The sequence below is a fragment of the Kiloniella majae genome (assembly GCF_002118315.1).
Classification (GTDB): Bacteria; Pseudomonadota; Alphaproteobacteria; order Kiloniellales; family Kiloniellaceae; genus Kiloniella; species Kiloniella majae.
Genome location: NZ_MTSZ01000002.1, coordinates 442,386 through 460,065 on the forward strand (window position 1 = coordinate 442,386; position 17,680 = coordinate 460,065).

Genomic DNA, 17,680 nt, shown 5'->3' on the forward strand with positions numbered 1-17,680 from the left:
ATATACGCGAGTACAATGGAAGACTTAAAAAAGGGAGAGCTATTGCTCTCCCCGTCAGTGATTTTATCAGGCTTTTATCAAACCTCCCATTACTTTTATAATGGACCGCAAGTAAACCAACCAAGGACTTACGGGATAGCCTTTCAGCAAGGTCTCTTATTTAAACAGTCGAGCGATGACTGGTTTAAAGCCAAGGCAACGAGTAAGTTTTAACATTTGTATAGCTCTTCATCGCTTCGATAACGCCTTCTTTATAACCAAGTCCGGAATCTTTAATGCCGCCAAATGGTGACATTTCAATGCGATACCCAGGTACTTCCCAAACATTTACCGTTCCGGTACGTAGCTCTTTGATGAAGCGCTGAATGTATTTGAAGTTATCCGTACAAACACCAGATGAAAGACCAAAGGCTGTAGAGTTCGACACACGGATCGCATCATCAATATCCTTAACGCGGATAATCGGAATAGCGGGTCCAAAGGTCTCTTCACGTACCAATTCACAATCGAATGGAACATGATCAACAACGGTAGGCGGATAAAGCGCGCCATCGCGATTATTACCATAAAGCAGCTTTGCTCCAACTTCGACGGCATCATTCACACGACGTTCAAACATTGACGCAGATTCAGCATCAATAACACAACCAAGATCTGTTTCCGGATCCATCGGGTCGCCGTATTTGATTTTCTGTGCTTTTTCGAGAACCAGTTTTGAAAATTCATCGGCAATTTCTTCAACCACAAGAATACGCTTCACAGCAGTACAGCGCTGTCCCGAATTCTTTGTTGCCCCAGAAACAGCAAGTTCCGCAGCTTTATCAAGATCGGCATCTTCCATCACGATAAGCGGAGCATTACCACCAAGTTCCAAAACAGTACGACGATATCCTGCGTTTTCGGCAATGTATTTGCCCACAGGAACGCCACCCGTGAAAGTCACAAGCTCAATATTCTCATTTCGGATGAACTCGTTACCAAGATCTTCTGGAAGACCTGTGATAATGGTCAGCATTTCTTTTGGCAAGCCAGCTTCATAAATGATGTCAGCCAAGATCAATGCCGTAAGGGGTGTTTTTTCGGTTGGCTTACAAACGATACAGTTGTTTGTTGCAATCGCGGGTGCAATCTTGTGCGAAATCATGTTCAAAGGATGATTGAACGGGGTGATCGCAGAAATTGCTTTCAACGGTTCACGCTCGGTGAAGATTTTACGTGACTTACCCTGAGGGGTGATATCACAAGAGAAAATCTCGCCATCATCCAAAATACACATCTGGCCAGCCAGCGTATAAACATCATAGGCGCGACCAACTTCATACAGAGAATCTTTCTTACAAAGGCCTGATTCAGCCGTGATGATATCAGAAATCTCTTCTTTACGATCGTTCAAAATCTCTGCCACACGGAAGAGAATTTGCTGACGCTCGTATCGCGTCAGCTTTGATTCGTAGTTTGCCGCGATTTCAAAAGCTTCTTTTGCATGCACGGCTGTTCCGCGAGGAACTGTCCCGATCACTTCGTTTGTGTAGGGATAATATACATCAATACGGCCTTCGGTATCGACTTTCTTACCGGCGATACGCATTGGTTCATGACCAACAATCTTTACAGACATTTTACTATCCTTATTTCCTGCCCTTATTTAAGGCCAATTACTCAGCGTAGTTTACAGAGCAATAGAACGCGTCGAAATTACGAAGACGCATATCTGATGGAATACCCGGCATTGGGCGGTTACTGATAAACGGTACTTTCTGCTCGGTGATACCACCGTGGGTCCGCAAGGGGCGATCCAACGCTGAAAGATCATGACGCTCTTCAGAGGTTCCCAAAGCCAAATGACGTTCGGAAATAATGATAATGTCACCCATGCGATCTTCAGGTAGTTCCAACATAGCACAACCAGCAGGGCCAGATATCGCCAGTTCAACGCCATCAACATCTGACAGGCGTTTGATTGCTTCATCCACACTCTGCCCCTTCGGCAAATAAGCGGTAGCAAACGATCCTAGTGCACCATGGTGAACAACATATGGATCTGTAATTGGCAGAATAACGCGGGCTTCATTTTTGCCGTACCATTCATCAAACAAATCCTGAAGGTACAGAACATTCGGTTTGCCGTCAGCATCATGCTTAGGATTCATACCATGATCAGCTGTCAGGGTCAGGACAGCACCCAACTCATCAAGCTGCGCCCAGTATTTATCCATCATTTCATAAAACGCTAATGCGCCCTCTTCTTCAGGGGCATATTTGTGTTGGATGAAATCAGTTGTGGAAAGATACATGATTTCCGGGCGAACAGTTGCCAACAACTTGACGCCAGCGGCAAAAACAAATTCTGAAAGATCTGCACTATATACAGAAGGCACAGGCATTCCCACAAAATCATTAACATTCTCAATGCCATTATCCGCCATGTTGGCGAGATCAGATTTTTCCGCAGAGAAGCAAATTGCATTGCCTTTACTGTAATCCAGACCATGCCCGAGAAGTAAACGAAGCTTGTCTTTCGCGGTAACAACAGCAACCTTTGCACCAGCATCCTGATAAGAAGAGAAGATTGTTTTTGCGCGGTAATAGCTTGGCGCATTCATCAATTCTTCTTCACCAGTTTCCTGATTGTAGAAGTAGTTACCACAAATACCATGATAGCGAGGCGGACAACCACTCACGATGGAAAGGTTATTCGGGTTCGTAAATGAAGGCACAACAGATTCTGCAATACGGTTTGTATTCACACCACTATCAAGCAGACTTTTCAGCCATGGCATACGCCCGGCCTTCATCGCAACTTCCATATAATCCGGTTCGCTGCCATCAACACAGACCACCACAATCGGGCGATCAGATCTTTTATACAAACGGCCATTGGCCTGAACGAGTTTACCAGTACTCATAGGGTATCTCCCACTATAACAAATGCCCAATCAAGGAACGAATATCGGGTTAGGCAGCAGCCGGTGCGCAGTTTTCCACGCCCATTTCATTTAACGTTTCTTCGATGACAATCAATGCATTGCGAATATCATCATTGCCCATGCGACCAATACAGCCAACACGGAACGAGTCTGCAACAGTCAATTTGCCCGGATAGATTAAATAGCCACGCTCCGCAAGGCGATCATAAAAGCTCTGGAAATCAAACTTCGGATCTGTCGGCTTGTGGAAAGTGACAATAATCGGCGCCTGCAGGTGATCAGGCAACAGAGTTTCAAAGCCCAGTGCACGCATACCATCGACAAGAATTTTGCAGTTGGAGGCATAGCGCCCACCGCGACCATCGACACCACCTTCGGCTTCGTATTCACGGATAGCCTGCTCAAATGCAACAATGCAGTGTGTCGGCGGCGTAAACCGCCATTGATCGGTTTTTTCCATCTGCACCCACTGATCATAAAGATCGAGAACCAGTGAAGGCGCATTGCCTTTTGCTTTTTCCAAAACAGTTCTGCGGATGAGAACAAAGCCCATCCCGGGAACCCCCTCAAGGCATTTGTTTGAAGAAGCAGCAACTGCATCATATCTAATTTTTGACGCATCAACAGGAAGCGCCCCAAAAGCAGACATAGAATCAATCAGAAGTGAACGGCTATGTTTTTCAACAACTTCAGCAACACCTGCAATCGGATTGAGGACACCAGAAGTTGTCTCACAATGGATAACAGCGACATGAGTAATGGCTTTATCTTCACTCAAGCGAGTATCAAGGTCTGAAATACTTACGGGTTGATCTTCAGGATATTCCATAACGTCGTGCGCACGTCCGTAGTAACTACAGATCTTCGCCATACGATGACCGTAAGCGCCGTTCACAAGAATAAGCAGCTTTCCGTCCTGAGGTACAAGTGTTCCCAACATGGCTTCGACGGAAAAAGTTCCACTACCTTGCAAGGGAACACAGACAAAATCGTCCTGCCCATTAATTATGCTCAAGAGACTACTGCGAACACGTCGGTTAATTTCGATAAATTTCTTATCCCGGGAACCGAAATCATGAAGCATTGCTTCCTTAGTAGCGACAGAAGTAGTCAGGGGACCTGGCGTTAGAAGCCAAGGATCGCCAGACGGGGAAGCAGCAACTTCAGATGTCTTATCAGACATATGGGATCTCCTCATTTGATCCAAGAACAAGAGCAATGGATTAACACCACATCACCCGGTTAATTTCCGTTGTTTATTCACTTAATTGAATGCTTTTCATTTTAAATGTTTTCAACGTCTTGCTCTATATGCATCGAATCTTTATCATAAATCAAATCGATACTTTTTATATTACAGATTGATTTTATCTATGAACCATGCCCAAATCCGCGCATTCCATGCTGTTGCCAGCGAAGGAAGCTTTACCAAGGCTGCTGATGTTCTCAACGTAACCCAGCCTACCCTGTCCGGTCAGGTCGCAGCTTTGGAAGAAATTTACGGGGTGAAACTGTTTGAACGCCGGGGGCGTGGTATCGAAATCACAGAAATTGGACGGCGTCTTCATGCCGTGACACTCAGGCAATTTGCGGTTGAGCTAGAAGCTGAACAAGTCTTACTTTCTGCCCGCGGGTTAATGTCTGGTCAGCTTCGTGTAGCAGCAGATGCCCCCTATCATGTTGTACCTTTGCTCGCAACTTTCAGCCGATTATATCCTGGGATCAACTTCTCAATGAGCTTCGGAAACTCGCAACAAGTCTTGCAAGGACTTTTCGAGCGGAAATCCGACGTCGTTGTTATGCCCAATATTCACGAGGATCGGCGACTACATGCCGCGCCACTGAAACGCGAACCCTTGATTGTCTTTGTAGACCGTAACCACCCGTGGTCAGCCAGACGTAGCATTAGCATTACAGAGCTTCCTCATCACCGTATTATTCTCAGGGAAAAAGGGTCCGTAACCCGTAAAATCTTTGAAACAGCCCTTGAAAGTGCTGGCGTAAAATTAACCGATGTTCTTGAAATAGGAAGCCGGGAAGCCGTCAGAGAAGCTGTCGCTTCCGGCCTGGGGATTGGTGTGGTTTTTGAAAGTGAATTTGGTAATGACACCCGCCTTCACGGATTGACCGTCAAGGATGTCCAGCTCGAGGGCCTTGAGTATGTTGCCTGCTTAAAAGAGCAAAAAGATTCTCCAGTAATACGGGCATTCTTTGACCAAATTCAGAGTTCAACCTCTAGCAACCTGACTTAAATATCAGTCATGGTAAAAATACATTAACCAATTTGCGAACCTGTTTGTGATATAATCATACCAACCTTTTCTTATTCACACATAGAGAGGCCAAGTGATGCTGATCAGAATATCTATTATATTTCTAGCTCTTGTCGGTTTCTTTATTGTTAGTTTCACCACCCCCTCCCAAGTAAAAGCATCTGATAACTGCACGTCATTCAGCGGCAATGGCATTAATAATTGGTATCCTTTTGTCTATCGAAAAGACGATGGGCAATTGACAGGCATCGTTGTTGATGGAACCCATGAAGCCCTCAAAAGAATTGGGCTCAAACTTAATATCGTCAACGATAAACCATGGAAACGTATCCTCTATGACCTGGAACAGGGAAATGTTGATATGGTTCTGGGGGCCTATTGGAATAAGGAACGAGCTGCGCAATACCTTTATTCGGAGCAACTCGGTACCGATGAATTAAGAGTATTTGTGAAAGATGGCAACCAATTCTCTCTAACCTCTCCTCAGGACCTGATAGGTCGTTCAGGCATGCGCCTTCTGGGCGGTTCATTAGGTGACGAATTTGATAATTTTGCAAACAGACATTTGGATTTTATCGAAGTTCCTAAAAGCGACAGCATTGTTATTATGCTTCAAAACAACAGGGCCGATTATGGCATTCTTGGGTATGTCGAAGGCCTGCAACACACACATGCTCTCGACCTTGAAGAAACGGTTGTTCCCCTCGAGATGCCTATTTTATCAAACGCCATGCATGTCATGATCAATAAAAATGCCAATTGCGCCCATCGCGTTGACGAGATGAACAGGGCAATTCAGGACATGAGGGATGACGGCACCCTGCAAAAAATTATTGATGATCATCTTAGCCTAATCAAACAATAAATAGGCTAACTGTTTATAATTGTGCGCCTATAGTCCTATGATAATACACCTAAGAAAATGTCTGCCGTCTGCGTATTCTAATTTACTCACCGCGTCTGCACATCTATAAGATTTCTAGGTAAATACTCTGATTGTCCTTTGCGCCGATTTGATCACAATAATCAGCAAAGGCATTATCTAATAGTTTGAAGGTACAGCGCGCATGACAGATGATATTAAAGCAAAGCTTGGTGAATATCGGGATAGTATCGATAATATTGATGCCGCTTTAATTTATATGTTATCTGAACGCTTTAAAATTACAGAGAAAGTCGGCCTGTTCAAAAAAGAGTACGACTTGCCCCCTGCTGATCCTTCAAGAGAACAAAAGCAAATTGAGCGCCTGCGCGAGCTTGCAAAATCAGCCAAGCTTGATCCTGATTTCTCAGAAAAATTTATCAATTTTGTTATTGAAGAAGTTATTCGTAATCATAAAAAAATCCGTAAAGGATAATCTCAGACGATATCTTCTTCTTTTTAATCTCCTACAGTATTTGATTATCACGATGTCAAATCAGCACAATACAGGAAGATCAAAGCTAGATTTGTCACAAAACAGTTCTGCGATGTAGTTGTCGTTTGGCTTTCTGAATTTACCTGTCTCTCAAAAACCTTACTTTCCGTGAGGCATTATGTCGTATTGCCAACTTAGCCTCACCTCTAAAGGATCAATCATCTGTAAAAGAGACCCAAGGCAATTCCATGCGTCCACCAGACAAAGATAGTGACTTCTATGAGGCATACTTAAGGGAAACTGCATCAGATTCAAATCCGAATGATGAAGGACAACCAGCACCCATTAATTGTAACCAAGCCATTGGCACTATCGATACAAATCAAAATGCTTGGGGACCTTTAGATGCACTTCCAGGCAATCCAATGATGTGGATACTGATCATCAGTGAGCTGATGGTCTTTGGTCTCTTACTTGCCGGGTATTGTGTAAAACTTCTTGATAACCCGGATCTCTTTATCAATTCCCAAGCCAAACTCAACCGCCTGATTGGCGGTCTCAATACACTTGTTCTTATAACCAGCGGTTTATTTGCTGCTCTTGCAAACAAAGCAAGTAAGAAAAACAAAATATCTTTGGCCCGGGCTTTCCTATCAGTAACAGCGGCTTTTGGATTACTTTTTTTAGTATTGAAGTTTTACGAGTACAGTGAGAAGAGCGCGATTGGAATTTCGATAGAAACCAATAGTTTTTTTACCCTGTTCTATCTCATGACAGGCTTTCATGCCGCACATGTAATATTTGGCTTATTACTCTTGGGATTGGTCAGTTGTTACAAAAAACATGAAAACATTCAAACAGCCTGTGCCTTTTGGCACATGGTGGACCTTATCTGGCTAATCCTATATCCAATTCTCTATTTGGTGAGATAACGAATGCCCCATACATCTTATATAAGACCAACAGCCATATCGCGTCTTTTGATTACATGGCTTCTCATGTCCGGATTAACAATAATCAGTATGCTCAGTGGTGACGTATTTGAAACAGACGAAATAGCCGCACCCATTGGTTTGATTTCTGTCGTCATATTAATGCTCACAACCCTATTTAAATGCAGATTGCTTTTGCTTGATTTCCTGGAACTCCGTCACGAAGCACCTCAATGGAGACGTGGATTTTTTTTCGCGATCTTCATGATAATCACGATGGTTATAGCAACTTATTCTTTAGCATTCGGTATTTAAATACATTTCCAGATAATGCCCCAAGAAACAAGCTTACGATTATAAATTTAGCTTAACCTGGAATTATGCCTCTAATTAAGATAGGGCTTTGACGTAAAACCAACGCACGCCCTTCTTACGGAAAAGGCTTTTTTCACGTTGTTGATCAGCAACACCACTTACAACAGATCGCGCGATAAACTCAACGGATCCCTCTTTATCAGTTGGCTGCCCTTTGAAGGTGTCAATAATCTCCAAACCAAGCCATCGGCTGTCCTGTGCTCTGAGTAATGTACCGATTTCATTGAACGACTTTTGATACTGCGGCCACAGAGTTTCTTTTAGGTAACTGACATTCTGTTTAACATAAGCTGAATAGCGAGACCTCATTAGCTGTTCTGCGGTTTCCGGCAACGCCAAACCAGAATGAAAACTGCCACAACAGCTTTCATATATTTCTTCCGAGCCACAGGGACACATTTCATTATCAGTCATATACGTCTAAGCGCCTTAGAATTTACGCGAGCTGACGGCTTAACTGACTCAGGCTCTGTTCCTGTGCTTCACTCATTTGGCCACCTTCAATCGTTGAAATATGGGTAACCATTGTTAAGAGTTGCTTTTTTTCTTCAACATCCAAAGCCCGTCTTAGAACTCTGCTTAACCGTCTGATGGCTTCATCAACGTTTGCAGTCTGTTCCATCAGCCAACGGCTTTGTCCTGTAATTTCTACCGCCTCTGCTTCCGATGTATTAAAGACCCGTTTGCATTCTTCCTTGATTGCAACCAGTTGCTCTCGGGTATAGTCGCCATCCATTCGGGCAAAAGCCGCAAGGATTGTCGCCGCGGCAACGCGATTGTCTTCTATATTCTCAAGTGGATTGGCCTTGGTTTTGCGACTGTGATTATAGCGACGCGCCGTCGCCCTGATATCATCGACAGCTTCAACAACATCTTTGGCCGCTTGCGCGGTCGAACGCACACGCCAAATGAAAAAGGCAATTCCGCCCAGAACAGCAACAACAGCTAATAGAATATGCATAGTTTATATCCGAACCCCCATGATCATAGATTAAACTATTTCAAATAATAACGTATTACCTTTCTTTTAATATAGCGTTACCACACTACACAAGAACGATTAAATTGCATTTATCATAAAACCATGGGGTGTGGGATCGACAATATCTATTACCCCTCAGCCCGTTCAAAGCGAACCTTACTAATAAGCCCGTGCTCGATTTCGTAAATAGCCAAGACATGTAAAGACGAGCCATTGCCCAGTCCCGTTACCTCTTCTTCATCGATAACAACACGCCCCACGGCAATACGGTTGAGCAGCCTTGCATGTAACTTGGGATGACTGAAGCGTTCCGCATAGGTCACCCTCAAAGCTGATTTTCCTCGAAAAAGGACCTCATCATCCAGAAGAAGCTGAACCTCCACATCTTCGCTAAAACAATCGCAGAAGCTCTCAAGGTCATGATTGTTGTAGGCTACAAGTTGTTTTTCGGCGATTTCAACAGCTGACGAAGTCATGAGGTATTCCTCTTACTCAACGGAGTTAGATCAGACACAAAGAGGGGCGGATATTTCCGCCCCTCTTTCTACTAAACATTTGTTATGGATTAAAGACAACTCTTATCGCTGTCGCCAAGCTTGGGTTTTCTTTTCCATATACTTCGATACCACGGCGTGAAGAAGTCGCGCAGCTGCATTGGTATAGAAAATCATCATTCCCATAGCCGCCGCCGGGGCAATATCCCCCGCATCATCCATATTCAAAACAGCAACTGATGCCAGTTGTGTGTGATAGGAATAGATAAAGACCACAGCCGATACCGTCGTCATTGCATTCACAAAGAGGTAGATTGCAATTTCCAAAATAGCCGGAGAACAAACTGGTACCGTCACCTTCAGGAACATTTTATAAAAAGGTTGCTGGAGAGACTGCGAGACGGACTCAAACTCTTTATCCATCTGCTTCAATGCTGTCATCGCCGTCAGATGAGCCACCGTATAAAAGTGAGTCACCGTCGAAACAACAAGAATTGCCATTGTGCCATAGATAAAGTTGAAAGGATTATCCGGATTGTTGAAGAAGAAGATATAGGACAAGCCCAAAACCATCCCCGGCACAGCCATCGGCATCATAGCAAGGAACTGAAACAGTGTTCTTCCCTGTTGAAAGCCACGTCCTTTTTCCACCATGTATGCACCAGTGAACACAACTGTTGTCCCCACAGCCGCTGTCCAAAGAGCCATTTTGATGGAATTATAATAGGCATCCCAACCGCCGCCATCCATCAGATCAAAGTTATAGTGCTGCAATCCCAGAGTAAGATTATAGGGCCAGAACTTAACCAAAGCCGCAAACTGACAGGTTGCCAGAATTGTGACAATAATCACCACGATCAAGCTGGAATAGCTCATCATAATGGCATCAAAAGATTTATTAGGTTTTGGTTCGAAAGGAACCGCACGGGCCGACAACTGTGCAACCTGTTTCTTTTGTACCTGACGATCAATGAAGAAAGCAAAAATAGCAGGAACAAGAAGAACAACAGAAACCACAGCACCCATGGAAAAATTTTGCTGTCCGATAACCTGTTTATAAATATCTACGGCAAGAACATTATATTGCCCCCCGATCACTTTTGGCACACCAAAGTCAGTAATCACCAAAGTGAATACAACAAAAGCGGCTGAAATCAAGCCATACCGTGCACTAGGCAGTGTAACTGTCCAGAAAATTTTCCACTTTGGCGCTCGTAAAACTGTTGCCGCTTCATATAGACGCGCATCAGAAATAGACAAAGCGGTCATTATGATCAGTAGTGCATGAGGGAAGGTAAAGAAAACTTCGGCAATCACGATCCCCAACGGGCCATAAATTGATTCACCAAACAAAAGCCATTTCATGTAGCCCTGTTTTCCAAACATATAGATAAGCCCAATTCCCGGCAACAAAGATGGAACCAGGATAGGGATCATCGCCATGATCTTGAAAAAACCCTTGAACCGCATACAGGATCGGGTCAAAGCATAGGCATATATAAACGCCAGTGTGACTGTAATCACCATCGTGATGATCGAAATCGTCACTGAGTTTTCAATGGAATTGAAAAGTGCTGGCGTCGAGAAATATTTCAGATAGTTGTCAATGCCGATGAAAACGCCATCTTTATTCTCAAAAGACTTGGAAAGCATCGTGTATAGCGGAAAGGCCAGTGCGATAAGCAGATAGGCCCCGATCATCACCATAAAGGCACGCATGGTCCAATCATCACGGCTTGCCTTTGGTTTTACCATTTTTAATGGCGTAGAATTTGTTATCTCCGCCATATCAATTTACTCCGGGAAATACCGTCAAACGGTCCTGAGGAATAGAAACGGTAATAGTATCGCCTTCTTTAACACCAGTACGTCGGACCATGTTAATAGAGAAATCACCTTTGATGTGCGCTTCACTATTGGTCTGCTTGCTTAACAGGTCAACGCGGAAAAAAGACCCCATAAATTCCATATATTTGACTTCAGCTTCAAAGGCGTTTGGAAGTTTGTCTCCGCCTTCTTGAACCAAAAGATTCTCGGGACGGAATGCAACAGTAACGTTGCCCTGCTCTGTAATATTCTCAGGATTGCACTTGAGCTCAACATTACCCATTTTAAGAATATTCCCGCCATTCGCTTGACCTGGAACAAAGTTCATTGTGCCAATAAAATCGGCGACGAAAGCAGAAGCCGGGTGACGATAGATTTCAAGTGGCGTTCCCACCTGCTCAATAACACCGTCATTCATCACCACAATACGATCAGCCATTGTCAGCGCTTCTTCCTGATCGTGGGTAACCATTACGGTTGTCACGCCAAGTGTGCGTTGCAATTCTTTGATTTCATGACGAAGATGTGCGCGTACCTTTGCATCCAACGCGGATAGAGGCTCATCAAGCAATAGTAACCCTGGATTGGTCGCAATCGCCCTGGCCAACGCAATACGTTGCTGCTGTCCGCCGGATAACTGTGCCGGATACTTGTCTGCTTGCGATGTGAGGCCAACAAGTTCGAGAAGTTCGTTCACCCGATTATTAATATCAGCTTTTGGCAATTTTCTATTTTCCAAGCCAAAAGCAATATTCTTATGGATCGTCAAGTTTGGAAACAGTGCATAGGACTGAAATACAATTCCAAAATCGCGTTCACTCGGAGGTAAGGATGAAACATCATTCCCCGCCTGTGTTACGGTACCAAAAGTCTGAATGTCCAACCCGGCAATAGCTCGTAACAGTGTTGTTTTCCCACAACCGGATGGGCCTAGGAAGCAAACAAATTCACCTTCGTAAATCTCCAGCGAAATATCAGATAGCGCCGTAAAGTTACCAAACTGTTTTGTTAAATTAGATGTTGTCAGATAGGGCTTTTGCCCATTCCCTGTCTCGGCCCGGGTATCAGCAGTATTTGCGCTCATTGCCATTCCTCTCAAGCGGCAAAACGGCACAGTTTGCTCTGTGCTCTTTTGCAACAGCTTAATTGCATCAGTGTCGACAATTCCATTGTGTTACCGTCGGGTAAAATTCGGGTTCTAACCAGAACATATAATACCCAGATAACATTTTTGATTATCGTATTATATTCTTATCACTGATGGTTCTTTTTAACTGTAAATCATCGTGCGAGTTTCAGATCCCAAAGTATCGTAACTCAAAACACTTATTTGATTGTTGAAACCCCGCCCTTTGGTCTACCAAAGGGCGGAATTGTCATCTTACTTTATAACTATAATCTGATTAGTTCTTAGGCTCAGATTTAGAGTCATAACGATCAGTCCATTCAGCAAGGATTGCATCGCGGTTATTAGCTGACCATTCAAAGTCCATTGCAATCATGCTGTCTGTAATATTCGCAGGATAGTTTTCAATTGGCTGAGAAATGCCTGGCATCGCAACAACAGCATAACCTTGGTTGTAGTGCTCCATAGCTGGCTTTGAAACAATGAAATCCATTAGTTTCTTAGCTGAATCCAGCTTGTCAGTACCTTTGACAATTGCCGCTGCTTCCATTTCCCAACCAACGCCTTCGGATGGAATTACGATTTCCAAAGGAGCTCCCTGGTTTTTGGATTTAGCAGCACGGAAGGCAAAAGAGATGCCAATTGGCACTTCACCCGCAGCTGCTTGCTTACATGGCTTAGAGCCAGAGTGCGTGTAGTGGCTGATATTTTCATGAAGATCATCCATGAATGCCCAACCATCTTCTTCGCCAAACATCTGAAGCCAGCTAGCAACATCCAGGAAGCCAGTACCTGATGATCCAGGGTTTGGCATCGCAATATGGCCCTTGTACTCAGGCTTTGTCAGATCCGCCCAAGATGTTGGCATCGGAAGGTTATTAGCTTCCGCTTCATATGTATTTACACAAACAGCAGCAACCCAAGCATCCATGCCAGCCCAAACCGGGTTGTCGGAATTATCGCGGAAACGGCTATCTAATTGATCAACACCAGCAGGAGCATAAGTTTCAAACATACCCTCTTTTTTCATCAAAAGAAGGCTAGAACCAGCAAGACCCCAAACAATATCAGCTTGCGGATTGTCTTTTTCAGCTAAAAGCTTGGCAGTAACAACACCGGTAGAATCACGCACCCAATTGACCGTAATGTCAGGGTGAACTTCGTTAAATGCCGCTGCATAGCGTTTTAGATCTTCAGCTTCTACAGCAGTATAAACTGTCAACTCTTCAGCAGATACACTGCCTGTTAAAAAGCCAATAGCGGCCAAAGTAGTGGCAACGCCACCCAGCAATTTTGTTGAAAATGCTTTTTTCATTACTTTCATGCTCCTCAATGTGATCGTCAAAAGGCTTTTCCCTTCGACATCCCTATTCAGTTTTATGTACCGCGCCGTCTATAGCGACACTTTGTTACATTTTTGCTAAGTCTTTGTTACTCAAAAACTTTAAATTGAACATCCGTCCAAACTCAATTTCCCTGGCAGAGAAATCAAGGCTCTTTCAAACAGAGGACATCCAGCTAATAGTGCCCTCAGTTCACCGGCTACGCCGGATTACTTACTCACCTTTGTAGAGCGCCTCTCGGAATGAGGCCGCACACGAAGACGACTTTCGTGTAGTTCACCACTGGCATCCAAAATCGGATAAGCAACGGATGTCAGGTGTGAATTTATACGTTTTAAATCTCTGATCATATCGATATGCAGTGCAGAGGATTCGATAGATTCAACACGACCTTCCCTAAGTCGGTCGAGATGCTTATCCCCCCCGCTTTGTTCCATATCCCGGAATTTTTCTTTATCTGCAATAAGTTGACGTGCAATATCGACATCGCCGGATACAAACGCAGTCATCGCCAGTTGCATCTGGTCTAACGCCATGCGATGTAATTCGACGAGTTCAGCCCAGCCCTGTTCAGAGAATTCAATTCTCTTTTTGATTTTCTTGTTAGCGATTTCCAAGAGATTTTTGTCGATGATATCACCGATATGCTCGAGATTGGTTGTGAATGAAATCAATTCGACACACCTTGCACTCGTGTCTTCATCCAATTCACTTATACTCACTTGGGTAAGGTATAACTTGATCGCCTCGTGAAGCTCATCAACCTGATCATCTGCTTTGCTTACTTCTTGCAAAAGAACCGGATCATTTGTTTCGAAAACATCGATACATTTACGAAGCATTTCTTCGACAACGTCAGCCAGCCGCAACACTTCACGTGTTGCACAAGCCACAGCCACCGTTGGGGTGTTAATGACACTCTCATCAAGATATTTTGGCTTGAGGTCATCTTCTGTACCAGCACCTTCAGGCAAAGCACGCTCCATCAAACGTGACATCACCCCCACAAGCGGAAGAAAAACAATGGCAAGTCCAATATTAAATATTGTATGGAAATTAGCGACTTGGCGCCCAGCATCAGCCCCACTCAACTCCGCAATATAAGGCGTTATTATTTCCATCAATGGTAACAGAATCAATACACCTATAAATCGGAACAACATGTTCCCCATAGGAATGCGTCTGGCAGTCGGCGTCTCTGACATCGTCAAAGCCATAGGCACAATACCTGCGCCGACATTAGCACCTAACACCAAGATCAATGCCAAATCAGTGGATACAACGCCCGCCACACTCAATGACATAATTAACAAAACCATCGCAACTGACGAATGAGTGATCCAGGTAATCAATGCGGCTAAAATGACGGCAAACAAAGGTGCTTCTGACAAAGCAGCCAGGATATTTTGCAGAACGAGACTATCTCTCATAGGTTCAGAAGCTGCGACAACAAGCTTAAGAGATAGCAACATTAATCCAAGACCAATAAAGACACGCCCTAAATGCCGTAATGTCATCGTTGGTCTGGTCGTAAAACAAAAAAAGCCTGTTAAGATCAATACTGGTGAAAGCCACGAAATATCCAGAGAAAGTATTTGCACAACCAGCGTTGATCCAACATCAGCACCTAGCATCACAGCCAAGGCAGGTGCAATTGCAATAAGGCCCTTACCTGCAAAAGCTACTGCAAGCAAAGCCGTTGCCGTAGAACTTTGCAGGATACCGGCCATGCCGATCCCCATGCCGAATGAAGACAGCGTGTTTTTTGTCGCCGATCCCAAGAAGCGGCGTAGCTGACTACCATATGCACGCAACACACCTGTGCGCACCATTCTTGTCGCCCACAACAAAAGGGCAACACCACCAGCTATTTTTAACAAAAGGTCAAAACCAGACACGCTTATACTTACCTCATTCAATGAATTATATTTCGTTTACAGAATGCTAATCGCCAATACGATCCTGCCCATATACAGGTATCGACAGATATTTTATTCCGGAACTAGCACTTGTAACTTTAAGCCCCTCCATCAGACAAGTTCAATTTCATAAAAGTGTCATATTAAAGAAATATTTTCATAACAAAGATTTGTGGTATTCACAACAAAATAACAACACACTTTGACAATTATACTGCATTTTTCTAACATAAATACATCTATAATCGTAACAACATCCTTAATGACACCAAAATTCAAATTCGTTTACTATTGTGGCGCGTCCAATGATATTCATCAAATCGATATTACAAATGATTGATATTATTTTTATCTATGAATATACTATTTAATAGTCCAAATCATTCCTTAAGACTTACTAAGCCCACATAACAAACAAAAACGAGCCTCCTGCGTAACAAGAGGCTCGTGATTATAATGAAATGCTATTTGCAACAAACCTAAAGCATCGGTCCAGGTGATTCCAATGCGTGCTCCAATAGGCCTTTGGTTACATACTCAAAGGCCTCATCCATAGAATCCGTCACCAGATAAAGATCCAGATCTTCCTCGCTAATTGTTCCAAATTCGCAAAGAGCTTCAAAATTAACCACTTTGTTCCAATAGTCAGATCCATAGAGAACAATCGGCATTTTCTTTTTGATTTTTTGCGTCTGAATAAGCGTCAACAACTCACAGAACTCGTCAAGTGTACCAAAGCCACCAGGCATCACCAGCACAGCTTTCGCCAGATAGATGAACCAGAATTTCCGCATAAAGAAGTAATGAAACTCCAGAGCTAACTCACGTGTAATATATGGATTTTCGCTCTGTTCAAAGGGTAGGGAAATATTCAACCCAACATTAATCCCCTTCCCTTCAGAAGCTCCCCGGTTTGCAGCCTCCATAATACCAGGACCACCACCAGTACAGACAACAAAGCGACGTTCGTCGTCGGTCAAGGTTTTGGACCATTCAGTAAACCGCCGCGCAAGCTCCCGAGTTTCCTCGTAATAGCGAGACACCTTCATCATCTGTTCGGCCTTACGCAAACCATCTCCCGTGCGCTTGGCCTCTACCATTGCAGCTTCTGCTTCTTCCTTTGATTTAATGCGAGCGGATCCAAAAAAGACAATTGTGTCCTCGACATTAAATTTCTCAAATCGGTTCTGGGGACCAAAATATTCGGATAAAATTCTTAGGGGTCTTGCATCCCCTGAGTCCATAAAGTCGTCGTCGTGATAAAACTTTGGAATATCATACGGATTATCGTCCATGTAGTACCTTTCAATAACACTGATAAATATAAATCTTCCTCATAAATACATGAGAACAAAGTCATTTTTATATAAACAACATCACTATTTTATAGATCAGCTTATTAAGTAAAAATTTAAATTCAGAATATTTTACGAAAGAAATTGTAATTTAAGCGCTTACAGCTGATCTTTTTCCCACGCAGCATACAGCTTGCGCCCCAGTTTTCGCAGCGCACTGTTAACCTGTACTTGATGGCTATCATTAACAGAGCTATATAACCCTCCACCGCGCCACAACTCAACACGACCAGAAAGCTCTTGCTGAGTCGCCGGATTATAATAACGCGTGTTGGCGTAAAGAGTGACCTCGACATTACTGACGCAATTTGTCTCCTCGAACACAACAGTGGTTACACGTGTATGTAACCAATAGGACGAAGAGTTACTCAAGCGAATATCGCCCTCGGGAATACTCCCCAATAACGCGCGCTCAAAGGCCTCTCTCGTCAAACCACACTGCTTGCTATAGTGTCCCAAAGGGGAAACATTCAGCTTTATTTCCTGAACACCCGTTAAAGGCCTCGCAGAGGCCGATACAATCAAAGTGGACAAACATAATCCCAAAAACAAAACAGCTTTGCACACTGACTTTATCATCCTTACCCCCTACTCGTAATTCACTTGATACCAAACATATCACACTAAACAGGATATACTGACTGTATCATTTTACTATCGTTGGCAAATATGTCCCCATCAAGACAAATTCCGTATGGAAACATTCAGGCGTTCACAAAAACATCACGGTAATTCAGAAATTTAATGTATTTTTCCCTTATGAACACAA

At 43.6% G+C, this 17,680-nt stretch carries 18 protein-coding genes; 5 read left to right on the forward strand and 13 right to left on the reverse strand.

Annotation, left to right across the window (positions count from 1 at the left end; all coding sequences use genetic code 11):
• Positions 1–184: 184 nt before the first annotated feature.
• The 3 genes from phnY to BKB51_RS08190 are packed head-to-tail and all read right to left on the reverse strand — an operon-like array spanning position 185 to position 4,110.
• A complete protein-coding gene (phnY, locus tag BKB51_RS08180) occupies positions 185–1,618 on the reverse strand; it encodes a phosphonoacetaldehyde dehydrogenase (protein ID WP_085900598.1) in 1,434 nt (477 codons plus the stop codon).
• Between the two features lie 37 nt (positions 1,619–1,655).
• Positions 1,656–2,906: a phosphonoacetate hydrolase gene (phnA, locus tag BKB51_RS08185; RefSeq protein WP_085900599.1), complete on the reverse strand. Its 1,251-nt coding sequence runs from the start codon at positions 2,904–2,906 to the stop codon at positions 1,656–1,658.
• A 49-nt stretch (positions 2,907–2,955) separates the two neighbouring features.
• A complete protein-coding gene (locus tag BKB51_RS08190) occupies positions 2,956–4,110 on the reverse strand; it encodes a 2-aminoethylphosphonate--pyruvate transaminase (protein ID WP_085900600.1) in 1,155 nt (384 codons plus the stop codon).
• 190 nt (positions 4,111–4,300) lie between these two features.
• On the opposite strand from BKB51_RS08190, the gene BKB51_RS08195 reads away from it, so the two are divergent.
• The 4 genes from BKB51_RS08195 to BKB51_RS08210 all read left to right on the forward strand — a co-directional run bounded on the left by BKB51_RS08195 (position 4,301) and on the right by BKB51_RS08210 (position 7,490).
• Positions 4,301–5,179, forward strand: coding sequence for a LysR substrate-binding domain-containing protein (locus BKB51_RS08195; protein WP_085900601.1), 879 nt, complete (start codon positions 4,301–4,303; stop codon positions 5,177–5,179).
• 97 nt (positions 5,180–5,276) lie between these two features.
• On the forward strand, positions 5,277–6,065 hold the full coding sequence (locus tag BKB51_RS08200; protein WP_085900602.1) for a substrate-binding periplasmic protein: 789 nt from the start codon (positions 5,277–5,279) through the stop codon (positions 6,063–6,065).
• Between the two features lie 202 nt (positions 6,066–6,267).
• Complete coding sequence (locus BKB51_RS08205; protein ID WP_046509581.1) at positions 6,268–6,558, forward strand: chorismate mutase; 291 nt, start codon at positions 6,268–6,270, stop codon at positions 6,556–6,558.
• Between the two features lie 248 nt (positions 6,559–6,806).
• Positions 6,807–7,490 (forward strand): cytochrome c oxidase subunit 3 family protein, encoded by a 684-nt coding sequence (locus BKB51_RS08210; protein ID WP_085900603.1) that lies wholly within the window; start codon positions 6,807–6,809, stop codon positions 7,488–7,490.
• 17 nt (positions 7,491–7,507) lie between these two features.
• Here the strand turns inward: BKB51_RS08210 and BKB51_RS21080 are convergent, their stop codons facing one another.
• Complete coding sequence (locus BKB51_RS21080; RefSeq protein WP_245813251.1) at positions 7,508–7,648, reverse strand: hypothetical protein; 141 nt, start codon at positions 7,646–7,648, stop codon at positions 7,508–7,510.
• Between BKB51_RS21080 and BKB51_RS21300 the strand changes: the two genes are divergently transcribed.
• Positions 7,581–7,805 (forward strand): cytochrome C oxidase subunit IV family protein, encoded by a 225-nt coding sequence (locus BKB51_RS21300; RefSeq protein ID WP_368651263.1) that lies wholly within the window; start codon positions 7,581–7,583, stop codon positions 7,803–7,805. The two genes, BKB51_RS21080 and BKB51_RS21300, sit on opposite strands and share 68 nt — an antisense overlap.
• A 75-nt stretch (positions 7,806–7,880) precedes the next feature.
• Here BKB51_RS21300 and BKB51_RS08220 read toward each other — a convergent pair whose 3' ends face one another.
• From BKB51_RS08220 to BKB51_RS08260, 9 genes are all read right to left on the reverse strand, one after another.
• Positions 7,881–8,279, reverse strand: coding sequence for a YchJ family protein (locus BKB51_RS08220; protein WP_085900605.1), 399 nt, complete (start codon positions 8,277–8,279; stop codon positions 7,881–7,883).
• A 22-nt stretch (positions 8,280–8,301) separates the two neighbouring features.
• Positions 8,302–8,826: a tellurite resistance TerB family protein gene (locus tag BKB51_RS08225; RefSeq protein ID WP_085900606.1), complete on the reverse strand. Its 525-nt coding sequence runs from the start codon at positions 8,824–8,826 to the stop codon at positions 8,302–8,304.
• A 149-nt stretch (positions 8,827–8,975) separates the two neighbouring features.
• Positions 8,976–9,323 carry a nuclear transport factor 2 family protein gene (locus BKB51_RS08230; protein ID WP_085900607.1) on the reverse strand — a complete coding sequence of 116 codons (348 nt, stop codon included), beginning with the start codon at positions 9,321–9,323 and terminating at the stop codon, positions 8,976–8,978.
• Positions 9,324–9,425: 102 nt separating this feature from the next.
• On the reverse strand, positions 9,426–11,129 hold the full coding sequence (locus BKB51_RS08235) for a putative 2-aminoethylphosphonate ABC transporter permease subunit (RefSeq protein WP_085900608.1): 1,704 nt from the start codon (positions 11,127–11,129) through the stop codon (positions 9,426–9,428).
• Position 11,130: 1 nt separating this feature from the next.
• Complete coding sequence (locus tag BKB51_RS08240) at positions 11,131–12,252, reverse strand: putative 2-aminoethylphosphonate ABC transporter ATP-binding protein (protein WP_085900609.1); 1,122 nt, start codon at positions 12,250–12,252, stop codon at positions 11,131–11,133.
• Positions 12,253–12,571: 319 nt separating this feature from the next.
• Positions 12,572–13,609: a putative 2-aminoethylphosphonate ABC transporter substrate-binding protein gene (locus BKB51_RS08245; RefSeq protein WP_085900610.1), complete on the reverse strand. Its 1,038-nt coding sequence runs from the start codon at positions 13,607–13,609 to the stop codon at positions 12,572–12,574.
• A gap of 237 nt (positions 13,610–13,846) precedes the next feature.
• Positions 13,847–15,535, reverse strand: coding sequence for a Na/Pi cotransporter family protein (locus tag BKB51_RS08250; protein ID WP_085900611.1), 1,689 nt, complete (start codon positions 15,533–15,535; stop codon positions 13,847–13,849).
• Positions 15,536–16,035: 500 nt separating this feature from the next.
• Complete coding sequence (locus BKB51_RS08255) at positions 16,036–16,851, reverse strand: LOG family protein (protein WP_085900612.1); 816 nt, start codon at positions 16,849–16,851, stop codon at positions 16,036–16,038.
• A gap of 159 nt (positions 16,852–17,010) precedes the next feature.
• Complete coding sequence (locus tag BKB51_RS08260) at positions 17,011–17,445, reverse strand: hypothetical protein (RefSeq protein ID WP_125911809.1); 435 nt, start codon at positions 17,443–17,445, stop codon at positions 17,011–17,013.
• Positions 17,446–17,680 lie beyond the last annotated feature (235 nt).